Source organism: Enterococcus sp. 3H8_DIV0648, from assembly GCF_002140655.1.
GTDB lineage: Bacteria > Bacillota > Bacilli > Lactobacillales > Enterococcaceae > Enterococcus_A > Enterococcus_A hulanensis.
This window is the reverse complement of record NZ_NGLG01000001.1, coordinates 1,257,193-1,271,079: the sequence shown is the minus strand read 5'-3', so window position 1 is coordinate 1,271,079 and position 13,887 is coordinate 1,257,193. Positions and strand designations below refer to the sequence as shown.

Here is a 13,887-nt window from a genome sequence, read left to right as displayed (position 1 = left end):
GAAATGTATAGTATAAAAAAATGATTAAGATATTATTAGAAAAAACGAGGAGCCGATTTTTATGCGCAAGAGTAAATACAATAATTTTGATGGCATCGTCTTATTAATTATTGAGTCCAGGACTTAGAACGCGGAGAAGCAACAAACCGTTAGTTTGAGTCCTATTTGCGTTAGAAATGGGATTCTTGCAAGAGCATCCCATTTATTGATGGGATGCTCTTTTTTTCGATGTCTGGCTTTTCGAACTAGCTTTCTCGGCAATCAGCTGAGCGAGTTCGTGTAAGCCTTTATTACAGGTAGGGAGATGTGACTATGAGAAGTGATCAGATTAAAAAAGGAATCGATGCAGCACCCGCCAGAAGTTTATTATATGCGACTGGCCAAGTAAAAAATATCCATGATATGGATAAACCATTTATAGCTATTTGTAACTCTTACATCGATATCGTACCAGGACATGTCCACCTACGAGAATTAGCAGATGTGGCAAAAGAAGCGATCCGCGAAGCCGGAGGAATTCCTTTTGAATTCAACACAATTGGTGTGGATGATGGCATCGCGATGGGGCACATCGGAATGCGCTATTCTTTACCTAGTCGCGAGTTAATCGCTGATGCGGCAGAAACTGTGATCAATGCTCACTGGTTTGATGGTGTTTTCTACATTCCTAACTGTGACAAGATTACACCGGGGATGATCATGGCGGCAGTAAGGACGAACGTTCCTTCGATCTTTTGTTCAGGCGGTCCGATGAAGGCCGGAATTGATCCCCATGGTCACCAAACAACCCTTTCTTCAATGTTCGAAGCGGTTGGTGCCTTCAAAGAAGGTCAAATGAACAAAGAAGATTTTCTATTTATGGAACAAAATGCTTGTCCAACCTGCGGCTCCTGTGCCGGGATGTTTACGGCAAACTCCATGAACTGCCTGTTAGAAATCTTAGGACTAGCGTTACCTGGAAATGGAACGATCTTAGCAGTCTCGGATGAACGGCGTGACCTTGTTCGCGAATCAGCGAAGCATTTGATGGATCTAGTGAAAAAGCAGATCAAACCGCGGGATATCGTGACCAAAGAAGCGATTGATGACGCATTTGCGCTAGACATGGCGATGGGCGGATCAACAAATACCGTACTTCACACGTTGGCGATCGCTAATGAAGCAGAGATTGATTATGATCAATCAGATATCAATGAAATCGCAAAAAGAGTTCCTTATCTTTCTAAAATCGCTCCTTCATCTAGCTATTCTATGCACGATGTCCATGAAGCGGGTGGTGTACCAGCGATCATCAATGAATTAGTTTCGATTGATGGTGCAATCCACTCCGATCGGATCACAGTTACTGGCAAGACTTTACGTGAAAATGTCGCCGCAGCAAAAATCATGAATGAAGAAGTGATCCATCCGAAAACAGCACCATATAGTCCAGTCGGCGGTCTTTCGATTCTTTATGGCAACATCGCACCGGAAGGCAGTGTTATCAAGGTCGGCGGTGTTGATCCGAGTATCAAAGTCTTTAAAGGAAAAGCGATTTGCTTTGCTTCTCATGATGAGGCGGTAGAGGCAATCGACAATCATACGGTCACTAAAGGTCACGTCGTCGTGATACGTTACGAAGGGCCTAAGGGTGGACCGGGGATGCCAGAGATGTTGGCCCCAACTTCCAGTATTGTGGGTCGCGGTTTAGGCAAAGATGTTGCATTGATTACTGATGGACGCTTCTCTGGAGCCACTCGCGGAATTGCGGTTGGACATGTTTCACCAGAAGCAGCCGCAGGCGGACCGATCGCATTGGTTCAAGACGGTGACGAGATCACGATTGATCTGACAAATCGAACCTTGAATGTCGATGTGTCAGAGGAAGAATTAGCGAAACGGCAAGAAAGTCTAGTGAAATTCCAGCCGAAAGTCAAAAAGGGCTGGTTGGCACGTTACTCAGCGATGGTCACCTCGGCACATACCGGCGGTGTCATGAAACTACCTGAAGAATAGGGGGAATGGGGGTGGAAGAAATGAAGCAAAAAATGGAGACTGAACACCTGTATAGCGGCGCAGATTTGTTAATCAAATGTTTGGAAAATCAAGGAGTCGAATTGATTTTTGGGTATCCCGGCGGTTCCGTCTTACCATTATATGACTCACTTTATGATGAATCTATTCCAAATATTCTCACGCGTCATGAGCAAGGGGCGGTTCATGCGGCAGAAGGCTACGCAAAAGCTACAGGCAAGCCGGGAGTCGTAATCGTAACCAGCGGACCAGGCGCAACTAACGTAGTGACGGGCATTGCAGATGCGATGATCGATTCCGTTCCGCTAGTTGTCATCACTGGTCAGGTAACAACACCGGGGATCGGCAAAGATGCGTTTCAAGAAGCAGATATGTTGGGGATAACCGTACCGATTACTAAAAATAATTATCAGGTTCGCGACATTGAAGAGCTTCCTAGGATCATTAACGAAGCCTTTCACATTGCGACAACCGGCAGAAAAGGACCAGTCTTGATTGATCTGCCAAAAGATATCACCGTTTTGAAAGCAAATCCTAGAATTGATAAGCCTGTCCATTTGGAAAGTTACCAGCCAACGACAACACCATCAGTATTGCAGATCGAACGGTTGATGGGCTTACTGAAAAAAGCTAAGAAGCCTCTTCTTTTAGTCGGCGGCGGGCTCGTGGCTGCAAATGGCGTCAATGAATTACGTCAATTCGTTGAAAAATATCAAATACCGACTGTTAGTACATTGCTAGGGCTAGGCCTGTTGCCTCATGACCATCCGAACTTTTTGGGAATGGGCGGTATGCACGGCACCTTTGCAGCAAACATGGCGATGATGGAAGCTGATTTATTGATCAATATTGGCAGCCGTTTTGACGATCGACTGGCCTGTTCACCTGAAGCTTTTGCACCACACGCGAAGGTCGCGCACATCGACGTTGATCCAGTAGAAATCGGCAAAATTATTAAAACCGATGTACCGATCGTTGGTGATGCTAAGATCGCTTTGCAGCAAATGCTGTCGATTGAAATCGAAGCCCCTGATTGTGAAGAGTGGCGTAAGCTTTGCGAAGAGCGTCAACAAAAATATCCATTGAAATATGAACGGCATGAAGAAATCATCAAGCCGCAAGAAGTGGTTGAAATCGTCGGCCGAATTACAAAAGGCAAATCTTACGTTGTAACAGACGTGGGTCAACACCAAATGTGGGTTGCGCAATATTATCCCTTCCAGTTTCCTAAACAACTGATTACTAGTGGCGGTCTAGGAACGATGGGGTATGGAATACCTGCTGGCGTTGGTGTGAAGTTTGGCAAAAGAGACGAGTCAGTTGTGGTATTCGTCGGAGATGGCGGTTTCCAAATGACAAATCAAGAACTTGCAATCCTGAATCAGCATAATTTAGATATCAAGTTTGTTTTGCTGAACAATCAATCGCTAGGCATGGTTCGTCAGTGGCAGGAGAAATTCTTTAACGAACGGCGTTCCCAATCTGTGTTCCATGAGCAGCCGGACTTTATGAAGATGGCTGAAGCTTACGGAATCGGCAATAAAAAAATCACCGATCCGGCAACTTTAGAAAAGGATTTGCAGGAAGCTTTCGCCACACCAGGGCCAATGCTGATTGAAGTCATGATCTGCAATAAAGAGCATGTATTACCAATGATCCCGGCAGGAATGCCAAATGATCAGATGTTGGGGGTTGATTAAATGAGACGGATGATTACAGCAATGGTCCATGACCAGGCAGGGGTGCTGAGTCGAATCACGAGTGTCTTGAATCGCCGGCAAGTAAACATGGATAGTGTTTCGGTCGGTCGGACAGAAAGAGACGGCGAATCCCGGATGACGATCATTATTCAGGCTGAAACTTTAGCCGACGTTGAACAGGTTACAAAGCAATTAAATAAACAAATCGATGTCGTTAAAGTATCTGATGTAACTGACGAGCCCCATTTGGAAAGAGAGCTTGCATTGATCAAGGTTAGTGCACCAGCGGCTATCCGTTCGGAGATTCAAGCGATGATCGATCCGTTCCGCGCCGATGTCGTGGATGTAGGCTTAAAAACGATCGTGGTTCAAGTGGCCGGCTCAACAGAAAAGGTCAACGCGTGTATCGATGTGTTGCGGCCTTATGGTATCAAACAATTAGCACGAACCGGTGTAACCGGATTTAGCAGAGGTTAAGCGCAAAATTATTTGATGATTTTGCTATTAATATAGTCAAAAAAATTGGAGGAAAAATTATGGTTAAAGTTTATTATGATGATGCAGTAGCGAAGGATGCTTTAGAAGGAAAAACAATTGCAGTGGTGGGATATGGATCACAAGGCCATGCTCATGCACAAAATCTTAGAGATACAGGTCACCAAGTTGTGATCGGTATTCGAGAAGGAAAATCCGCTGAGGCTGCTCGCGAAGATGGGTTTGATGTGTTGCCTGTAGCAGAAGCAACGAAAAAAGCCGAAGTAGTCATGATTTTAGCTCCAGACGAAATTCAAGGTGCATTATATGAAAATGAAATCGCACCAAACTTAAATGAAGGCGATGCGTTAGTCTTTGCCCATGGCTTCAATATTCATTTCGATGTTATCAATCCGCCTAAAAACGTGGATGTATTCTTAGTTGCTCCTAAAGGTCCGGGCCATTTAGTTCGTCGTACCTTTACTGAAGGATTTGCGGTACCTGCTTTATTTGCTGTTCATCAAGACGCAACAGGAACTGCTCAAGATTTGGCGTTGTCTTACGCTAAAGGAATCGGCGCTACTCGAGTAGGTGTCTTGGAAACAACCTTTAAAGAAGAAACAGAAACAGATTTATTCGGCGAACAAGCAGTGCTTTGCGGCGGCTTGACGAGCATGATCGAAGCGGGCTTTGAAACATTAGTTGAAGCTGGCTACCAGCCTGAATTGGCTTACTTTGAAGTTTGTCACGAAATGAAATTGATCGTTGACTTGATTTATGAAGGTGGTTTTGGGAAAATGCGCAACTCGATCTCAAACACTGCTGAATACGGCGACTACGTTTCTGGTCCTCGCGTGATCACTGAAACGGCTAAAGCAGGCATGAAGGAAGTCTTGACGGATATCCAAAACGGCAAATTTGCCAAAGGATTTATCGATGATAACAAAAACGGCTTCCCTGAATTCAAGAAGATGCGCGCTGAAAGTGCCGGTCATCAAATTGAAGAAGTGGGCGGCGAATTAAGAAAAATGATGCCATTTGTAAGTCGTAAAGATTAGAGGGGTGCAGCGATGGAATTGATCAAAGATACCGAGGTCCGCAGTGCATATCAGTTACTGAAAAACTCTGTAAACCACACGCCGTTGCAATATGATCGTTATTTATCTGAAAAGTATCAGGCGACCATTTTACTAAAACGGGAAGACCTGCAAAAAGTTCGTTCATTTAAATTACGCGGAGCATATTATGCCATTAAGAAGCTTCCAGAGGCAGAATTGAAAAACGGTGTCGTTTGTGCAAGTGCGGGGAACCACGCACAAGGAGTCGCTTATACCTGTCATGAATTGAAAACACAGGCAGCGATCTTCATGCCAACGACGACACCGCAGCAAAAAGTTTCTCAAGTTAAATTCTTTGGTGGTGAATTTGCGGATATTCATTTAGTCGGCGATACCTTTGATGCTTCTGCCGCTGCCGCAAAGAAATACTGCGAAGAAAACGGCATGACCTTTATCGATCCTTTTAATGATAAAAATATCATTGCAGGACAAGGCACTTTAGCTTTAGAGATGATGACCGATGCAGAAAGCGAAGGTTACAAACCTGACTACGTGATCTCAGCAATCGGCGGTGGCGGATTAATCAGCGGGGTTTCATCCTACGTAAAGAATACTTCGCCAACGACTAAAGTGATCGGGGTCGAGCCGAAGGGTGCCGCTTCAATGCAAGCAGCCTTTGAAGAGGAACAGCCGGTCAAATTAACTGAGATCGATAAATTTGTCGATGGTGCAGCAGTTCAGCGTGTCGGTGAAATCACCTACTCTCATAGTAAAAAGTATGTCGACGAATTGATGTCAGTCGACGAAGGCTTGATTTGCTCGACGATCTTAGATTTGTATGGCAAGCAGGCAATCGTGGTCGAACCTGCTGGTGCGTTAAGTGTGGCTGCGTTAGATTTGATGAAAGACAAAATCAAAGGCAAAACAGTCATTTGCATCATCAGCGGCGGAAACAACGACATCAATCGAATGGCCGAAATCGAGGAACGTTCTTTAATCTACGAAGGCGTGAAACATTACTTTGTCGTGAACTTCCCGCAGCGCCCAGGCGCTCTAAAAGAATTTGTATCAGAGGTTCTAGGTGAAGGGGATGATATTACTCGTTTTGAATATACTAAGAAGAGTAATCGAGGAACCGGGCCAGTTGTGATCGGCGTCTTGCTGAAGAAACCTGAAACTTTGCCAGATTTATTGAAGCGCTTGAAGGAGTTCGATTCAACGTATATTGAATTGAGTCAAAACAAAACGTTGTATAATTTATTGGTTTAAACCTAAAGAGCTTAACGAAAAAAATCGTTAAGCTCTTTTTTGGGTTAATAAGGAATAACAACAACCCATTCAGGATATTTTTCGACCTGCAATTCCTTCAGCTACAAATCTGGATGCTCGGTTATGACAGAAGGGCTGTTATAATTTTCTTGAAAATAGGCTTTGATTTGTCCATCTGTCCATTGGCGTGCCGGAAAATGATGAAAGGTTTTCCCGTTATACATAAAAACAAAGCCGACACTCCAAGCCTTGCGCAGTTCCTGCGGAAAGAGCGCTAATCGATCTTCAAATGAAGTCATCCTGTCAACTCCTCAATTAATTCATTATTTTTCCTATTATCTCGCAAATGTTTTTCAGCGTCCAGTAAGACGGAGACAAATTATTAGGAGTTTGACCAATTCTGATGTATGATGATCTCGGATAGTTACTTACAAAAAGTAAAGACTGTCTCTTATACACATCTAGATGTGTATAAGAGACAGTCTTTGTACATTTAATATAAAAAGGGGGATTTTTGTATGATTGAAAGAGTAACGGACAACACGTTCGACCTTCATTCAAAATATCAGCCTGCAGGCGATCAGCCCGAGGCCATTAAACAACTTGCCGAAGGGATCGTTGATGGAAAAAAAGCACAAATACTGTTAGGAGCCACCGGTACTGGTAAAACGTATACGATCTCCAATGTTATCAAGAAAGTCAATAAGCCAACTCTGATCATTGCCCACAATAAAACATTAGCGGGTCAATTATATGGCGAGTTTAAGGAATTCTTTCCTAACAACGCGGTGGAGTATTTTGTCAGCTACTATGATTATTATCAACCCGAGGCATATGTGCCTTCTAGTGATACATATATCGAAAAGGATTCCAGTATCAATGACGAGATTGATAAACTACGTCACTCGGCGACCAGCTCGTTACTAGAACGTAATGATGTGATCGTGGTGGCTTCCGTTTCTTGTATTTTTGGTTTGGGATCACCAAAAGAGTATATGGAGCAAGTTTTGTCTTTACGTGTCGGAATGGAAATGGATCGGAATAAGCTGTTGCGAAATTTGATCGATATTCAGTTTGAACGAAACGATATTGACTTTCAACGTGGCCGCTTTCGCGTTCGTGGCGATGTAGTGGAAATATTCCCTGCATCACGAGATGAACGTGCTTTACGTGTGGAGTTTTTCGGAGATGAGATCGAACGAATTCGTGAAGTAGATGCATTGACTGGCGAAATCACTGGAGAGACTGAACACGTAGCTATCTTCCCAGCCACTCACTTCTTAACAAATGAAGACCACATGGAAGTTGCGATCAGTAATATCAAAACAGAACTTGAAGATCGCTTAGAAGTGCTGCGTAATGACAACAAATTATTAGAAGCTCAGCGATTAGAACAACGCACAAACTATGACATTGAGATGTTGAGAGAAATGGGCTATACATCAGGTATTGAAAACTACTCACGACATATGGATGGTCGTAAAGAAGGCGAACCGCCTTATACGCTGATTGATTTCTTTCCTGATGACTTTTTACTCGTCGTTGATGAGTCTCACGTAACGATGCCTCAGGTACGCGGCATGTATAATGGTGACCGAGCACGTAAACAAATGTTGGTCGATTATGGTTTCCGTTTGCCTTCAGCGTTAGACAATCGACCTTTACGATTAGAGGAATTTGAAGAACGCGTGAATCAGATCGTATATGTTTCAGCGACGCCTGGTCCTTATGAGCACGAAGAGACAGATACAGTAGTAGAGCAAATTATTCGTCCGACTGGCTTATTAGATCCGGTCATTGAAGTGCGTCCGATCATGGGACAAATTGATGATTTGGTTGGAGAAATCAATGAGCGCTCTGAGCGAAACGAAAGAGTCTTTGTCACAACCTTAACGAAAAAAATGTCAGAAGACTTAACGGACTACTTCAAAGAATTAGGAATCAAAGTCAAATATCTGCACAGTGATATCAAAACATTGGAGCGGACAGAAATCATTCGTGATTTGCGTTTAGGAAAATTTGATGTACTTGTGGGGATCAATCTGTTGCGAGAAGGACTTGACGTGCCGGAAGTCTCATTAGTAGCTATTTTGGATGCGGACAAAGAAGGATTCTTGCGAAGTGAACGATCTCTTGTTCAAACAATTGGTCGTGCCGCCCGTAATTCAGAAGGTAGAGTAATTATGTATGCTGATAAAATTACCGACTCTATGCAGCGAGCAATGGATGAAACCACACGCCGGCGTAATATTCAGCAGCAATATAATGAAGATCACGGGATCGAACCTAAGACGATCATCAAAGAAATTCGTGACTTGATCTCAATCAGTAAGGTAGCAGAAGATATTGAATCATTTGATGCAACATCTTATGAAGAATTATCGAAATCAGAACGTAAGGAACTTATTGCCAAGCTTGAAGATGAGATGCGCGAAGCTGCAAAAACGCTTGACTTTGAGACTGCGGCAACTTTACGTGATACGATTTTAGAATTAAAAGCAGCGGAATAGACTGAGCTAAAGGCATCAGTTCCACTAAAAAAATGAATATAGTTAATGAACAAGGAGATATAAATGGCGAATGATAAGATAGTAATTCATGGAGCGCGAGCTCATAATTTGAAAAATGTTGATGTGACGATTCCTCGTGACAAAATGGTGGTTGTTACTGGTTTATCTGGTTCTGGGAAAAGCTCGTTGGCCTTCGATACGCTTTATGCGGAAGGTCAACGCCGTTATGTGGAAAGTTTATCGGCGTATGCACGCCAATTTCTCGGTCAGATGGACAAACCAGATGTAGATAGCATTGATGGTTTGAGTCCGGCAATTTCAATTGATCAAAAAACGACCAGCAAAAATCCTCGGTCGACAGTAGGAACGGTGACTGAAATTAATGACTATTTGCGGTTGCTTTATGCACGAGTAGGGCATCCGATTTGTCCCAACGATCATATTGAGATTACTTCTCAGTCTGTTGAGCAAATGGTTGATAAGGTTTTGGAACTGCCGGAACGGACAAAAATCCAAATCTTAGCACCAGTAATTACTAAGAAAAAAGGGCAGCATAAAAAAGTTTTTGAAATGATTCAACGGGAAGGCTATGTCCGCATGCGTGTTGATGGAGAATTATATGATGTGACAGAAGCCCCTGAATTAACCAAAAATAAAAAGCATGACATTGAGATCATCGTCGATCGGATTGTTGTTAAGGAAGGAATTCGTTCACGTTTATTTGATTCTTTTGAAGCGGCTTTGCGTTTAGCAGAAGGTTACGCGATTGTCGATGTGATTGGTGAAAAAGAAATGCTTTTCAGCGAACACTATGCATGTCCGTATTGCGGCTTTACAGTAGGTGAACTTGAACCACGATTATTTTCATTTAATGCTCCTTTTGGCGCATGTCCAGATTGTGATGGTTTAGGGATTAAGTTAGAAGTCGATATGGATCTAGTGATACCTGATCAAGGGAAAACATTACGCGAAGGTGCATTGATTCCTTGGAATCCAATCAGCTCACAATATTATCCGCAAATGTTGGAACAGGCCTGCTTAAGTTTCGGGATTGACATGGATACACCATTTGAAGAGCTGCCGAAAGAACATCAAGATATTATTTTGAATGGATCGAACGGAGAAAATTTCCACTTCCACTATGAAAATGATTTCGGCGGAGTTCGTGATGTAGAAGTTCCTTTCGAAGGTATTATTAACAACATTAATCGTCGGTATGCAGAAACAAATAGCGATTTTACACGTGATCAAATGCGTTTGTATATGACCGAATTAACTTGTCAAACTTGTCATGGTTATCGTTTGAACCCGCAAGCATTATCTGTTCAGATTAATGATGTGAATATTGGGCAAGTGAGTGAAGATTCGATTAATAGTGCATTGGACTTTTTTGAAACAGTTGCTTTAAGTGAGCAGGAAAAAGTCATTGCTAAACCAATTCTAAAGGAAATCAAGGATCGTTTGAGCTTCTTGCGAAACGTTGGGTTGGATTATCTGACTTTAAGTCGAGCTTCAGGAACTTTATCTGGTGGTGAAGCACAACGGATTCGTTTAGCGACTCAAATTGGTTCAAACTTATCCGGAGTTCTTTATATTTTGGATGAACCTTCGATTGGGCTGCATCAACGGGACAATGATCGTTTGATTGAATCCTTGAAGAAAATGCGTGATTTGGGAAATACCCTGATCGTTGTAGAGCATGATGAAGATACGATGCGTGCAGCTGATTATTTGATTGATGTTGGCCCGGGTGCCGGTGATCAAGGTGGAGAGATCGTTGCTGCGGGAACGCCGAAGCAGGTTGAGAAGAATCCTAAATCTTTGACTGGTCAGTATCTATCAGGAAAACGAGAAATTGCCATACCCAAAGAACGTCGTAAAGGAAATGGTAAGAAAATCAAGGTTACTGGTGCTGCTGAGAATAATTTGAAAAATATTGAAGCAGAGTTCCCATTAGGAAAATTTGTCGCAGTAACGGGTGTTTCCGGATCAGGAAAATCAACATTAGTAAATCAGATTTTGAAAAAGGCTTTAGCTCAGAAATTGAATCGGAACTCAAATAAACCTGGGAAGTTCAAGAAAATTACTGGGTATAATAATATTGAAAAATTAGTTGATATTGATCAAAGCCCAATTGGTCGCACACCACGAAGCAACCCTGCTACTTATACAAGTGTTTTTGATGATATTCGAGATTTATTTGCACAAACGAATGAAGCCAAAATTCGCGGATATAAAAAAGGCCGCTTTAGCTTCAATGTTAAGGGCGGACGCTGTGAAGCTTGTCGTGGTGACGGAATTATCAAGATCGAGATGCATTTCTTACCAGATGTTTATGTACCGTGTGAAGTTTGTCATGGGAAGCGGTACAACTCAGAAACGTTAGAGGTTCATTATAAAGGAAAGAATATTGCTGATATTTTAGAAATGACTGTTGAAGATGCTGTTGAGTTCTTTAAACATATTCCTAAAATTCATCGCAAACTGCAAACGATCGTAGATGTTGGTTTGGGATATGTCACAATGGGGCAACCAGCAACAACACTTTCTGGCGGGGAAGCACAGCGTATGAAACTTGCCAGTGAGCTTCATAAGAACTCTAACGGCAAAAATTTCTATATTCTAGATGAGCCGACAACGGGATTGCACACGGACGATATCGCTCGCTTATTGAAGGTGCTTGAACGCTTTGTTGATGCTGGAAATACTGTTTTGGTCATTGAACATAATTTAGATGTGATCAAATCAGCCGACTATGTGATTGACCTTGGACCAGAAGGCGGCGACGGGGGCGGTACAATTTTGGCTACAGGTACACCAGAGGAAATCGCTGAAGTTCCCGAGAGTTATACTGGTCATTATTTGAAGCGTGTCCTAAAAAAATAAATAACTGATAAAGCTCGATGCAAGTGAAGGATTCTCCTTTGCTTGCATTTTTCTTTATGGTATGATTATCAAGGATTTAGAATGAGAAGGTGTAAGAAAATATGAATGAAAAACAAAAATTTGTCCCGATTTTATTAGGGAGCGATATTAATGTCTATGGTATGTCCCGTTCTTTTCACGAAGCCTATGGAATCGTTTCAGAGGCTTATGCTGGGTTGCAATTGGCACCAACAAAATATAGTAAGATTGTGAATGTACATGTTGTTCCGGGATTCGACAAGGACCCTGTATTTATTGAACAAATGCGCGATTTAGGGAAAAACACTTACAATAATCCTGATACGAAATATCTACTGATCGCATGCGGTGATGGATATGCCGAGTTAGTTTCGCAACACAAAGAAGAGCTTTCTGAATGGTTTATTTGCCCTTATATTGATTTTGATTTATTACAAAGCTTAATCAGTAAAGTCAGCTTCTATGAAATTTGCGAAAAATATGATTTGCCTTATCCAAACACTTTTATCATCACTGAAGATATGTTGGAGGCTGGAAAATTAAAGCAAGACTTACCGTTTGATTTCCCAGTGGCTTTAAAACCTGCAAATAGTGTAGAATGGCTGTCTATTGATTTTGAAGGGCGCAAGAAGGCCTTTATTTTGGATACACGTGATGAGTTCGACACAATTATCGAACGTATTTACGAAGCCGGCTATACTAGTGAAATGATTGCACAAGATTTTATTCCTGGTGATGACAGTAATATGCGTGTTTTAAATGCCTATGTTGATCAAAATCATCAAGTGCGTATGATGTGTTTGGGTCATCCGCTATTAGAAGATCCTTCTCCAGAAGCAATCGGAAACTATGTAGCGATCATACCTGAATACAATGAAAAAATTTATCAAACGATTAAAGGGTTTCTAGAAAAGATCAATTACACTGGCTTTGCGAATTTTGACATGAAGTATGACCCGCGCGATGGAGAATACAAACTATTTGAAATCAATTTGCGCCAAGGACGCAGCAGTTTCTTCGTTACTCTCAACGGCTTTAATTTAGCGCAGTACGTGACGGAAGATCGTGTGTTTGAAAAGCCTTTTAGCGAAACGATCTATGGAAAGGCAGAAGCTGCAACTTCTATGTTGTGGATGGGCGTGCCGAAGGGTGTTTTTGAAAAATTCGCTCGTAACAATGCCGACAAAGAGAAAGCGCTAGAGATGATTAAAAATAAACAATGGGGCACTACAGTCTTTTATAAGAAAGATATGTCTCTGATGCGTTGGGTATTAATGAAATACATGTTCAGCAAATATAAAGGACGATTTGATTTATTCTTTAAAGAGAAAGAAGGATAAATATGGAAAATTTTTTTAGTATTCTTGGCGGTATGGGAACAATGGCAACAGAAAGTTTTATTCGAATACTGAATCAACGAACCCAAGCTCACAATGATCAAGAGTACTTGAATTATGTGATGTTCAATCATGCGACTGTTCCTGACCGGACGGCTTACATTTTGGATAATGAGGCTCCTAGTCCATTGCCGTTTCTATTAGATGATATTGAGAAACAAAATTTATTACAGCCTGATTTTATAGTGCTGACTTGCAATACTGCTCATTACTTTTTTGAACAGCTTCAAGGTGCAACGAAAATTCCATTATTGCACATGCCGCGTGAAGCGGTTAATGAGGCGACGAAGCACCATCAACCGGGAGAGAAAATTGCCGTGTTGGCTACTGCCGGAACAATGACAGCTAAAGTATACCAAAGTGAGCTGGAGGCAAAAGGATTTGAAGTTATGGCTCCTGAACAAGAACTTCAAGAAAAAGTTAATTATCTGATTTATCATGATGTGAAGGAAAACGACTACATCAATAGTGAGTTATATTTAGAAATTCTTTCAGATGTCTTTGAAAAATATGGGTGTCAAAATGCTATTTTAGGCTGCACAGAACTATCTTTAGTTCAAGA

Annotated in this window: 10 protein-coding genes; 9 read left to right on the top strand and 1 reads right to left on the bottom strand. The window is 42.0% G+C overall.

Going from position 1 to position 13,887, the window contains the following annotated elements; genetic code table 11:
* Window positions 1-312 precede the first annotated feature (312 nt).
* From ilvD to ilvA, 5 genes are read left to right on the top strand one after another with little or no spacing between them, the layout of a single operon-like run.
* The gene (ilvD, locus tag A5875_RS05795) at window positions 313-1,995 is read left to right on the top strand and encodes a dihydroxy-acid dehydratase (RefSeq protein WP_088932741.1); all 1,683 of its coding nucleotides are present in this window, start codon (window positions 313-315) and stop codon (window positions 1,993-1,995) included.
* Window positions 1,996-2,015: 20 nt separating this feature from the next.
* A complete protein-coding gene (gene ilvB / locus A5875_RS05790) occupies window positions 2,016-3,713 on the top strand; it encodes a biosynthetic-type acetolactate synthase large subunit (protein WP_242551261.1) in 1,698 nt (565 codons plus the stop codon).
* Entirely contained in the window at window positions 3,714-4,190 is a 477-nt protein-coding gene (gene ilvN / locus A5875_RS05785; RefSeq protein ID WP_088932739.1) for an acetolactate synthase small subunit, read from the top strand.
* 59 nt (window positions 4,191-4,249) lie between these two features.
* A complete protein-coding gene (gene ilvC, locus A5875_RS05780) occupies window positions 4,250-5,245 on the top strand; it encodes a ketol-acid reductoisomerase (protein ID WP_088932738.1) in 996 nt (331 codons plus the stop codon).
* A gap of 12 nt (window positions 5,246-5,257) precedes the next feature.
* Complete coding sequence (gene ilvA / locus A5875_RS05775) at window positions 5,258-6,514, top strand: threonine ammonia-lyase IlvA (RefSeq protein WP_088932737.1); 1,257 nt, start codon at window positions 5,258-5,260, stop codon at window positions 6,512-6,514.
* Between the two features lie 101 nt (window positions 6,515-6,615).
* On the opposite strand, the gene A5875_RS05770 is transcribed toward ilvA, so the two are convergent.
* Complete coding sequence (locus tag A5875_RS05770; protein ID WP_088932736.1) at window positions 6,616-6,813, bottom strand: hypothetical protein; 198 nt, start codon at window positions 6,811-6,813, stop codon at window positions 6,616-6,618.
* A gap of 219 nt (window positions 6,814-7,032) precedes the next feature.
* On the opposite strand from A5875_RS05770, the gene uvrB reads away from it, so the two are divergent.
* From uvrB to A5875_RS23565, 4 genes are all read left to right on the top strand, one after another.
* Window positions 7,033-9,024 carry an excinuclease ABC subunit UvrB gene (gene uvrB / locus A5875_RS05765; RefSeq protein ID WP_088932735.1) on the top strand — a complete coding sequence of 664 codons (1,992 nt, stop codon included), beginning with the start codon at window positions 7,033-7,035 and terminating at the stop codon, window positions 9,022-9,024.
* A 63-nt stretch (window positions 9,025-9,087) separates the two neighbouring features.
* On the top strand, window positions 9,088-11,910 hold the full coding sequence (gene uvrA, locus A5875_RS05760) for an excinuclease ABC subunit UvrA (protein ID WP_088932734.1): 2,823 nt from the start codon (window positions 9,088-9,090) through the stop codon (window positions 11,908-11,910).
* Window positions 11,911-12,011: 101 nt separating this feature from the next.
* A complete protein-coding gene (locus A5875_RS05755; protein WP_088932733.1) occupies window positions 12,012-13,268 on the top strand; it encodes a carboxylate--amine ligase in 1,257 nt (418 codons plus the stop codon).
* Window positions 13,269-13,270: 2 nt separating this feature from the next.
* The coding region (locus A5875_RS23565; protein ID WP_088934639.1) for an amino acid racemase at window positions 13,271-13,887 on the top strand (617 nt) is incomplete at its 3' end.

Coding starts and splice junctions, on each gene's coding strand:
- ilvN (WP_088932739.1), top strand. CDS start 3,714: ATGAGACGGATGATTACAGCAATGGTCCATGACCAGGCAGGGGTGCTG.
- uvrA (WP_088932734.1), top strand. CDS start 9,088: ATGGCGAATGATAAGATAGTAATTCATGGAGCGCGAGCTCATAATTTG.
- ilvB (WP_242551261.1), top strand. CDS start 2,016: ATGAAGCAAAAAATGGAGACTGAACACCTGTATAGCGGCGCAGATTTG.
- ilvC (WP_088932738.1), top strand. CDS start 4,250: ATGGTTAAAGTTTATTATGATGATGCAGTAGCGAAGGATGCTTTAGAA.
- ilvD (WP_088932741.1), top strand. CDS start 313: ATGAGAAGTGATCAGATTAAAAAAGGAATCGATGCAGCACCCGCCAGA.
- ilvA (WP_088932737.1), top strand. CDS start 5,258: ATGGAATTGATCAAAGATACCGAGGTCCGCAGTGCATATCAGTTACTG.
- A5875_RS05770 (WP_088932736.1), bottom strand. CDS start 6,813: ATGACTTCATTTGAAGATCGATTAGCGCTCTTTCCGCAGGAACTGCGC.
- A5875_RS05755 (WP_088932733.1), top strand. CDS start 12,012: ATGAATGAAAAACAAAAATTTGTCCCGATTTTATTAGGGAGCGATATT.
- uvrB (WP_088932735.1), top strand. CDS start 7,033: ATGATTGAAAGAGTAACGGACAACACGTTCGACCTTCATTCAAAATAT.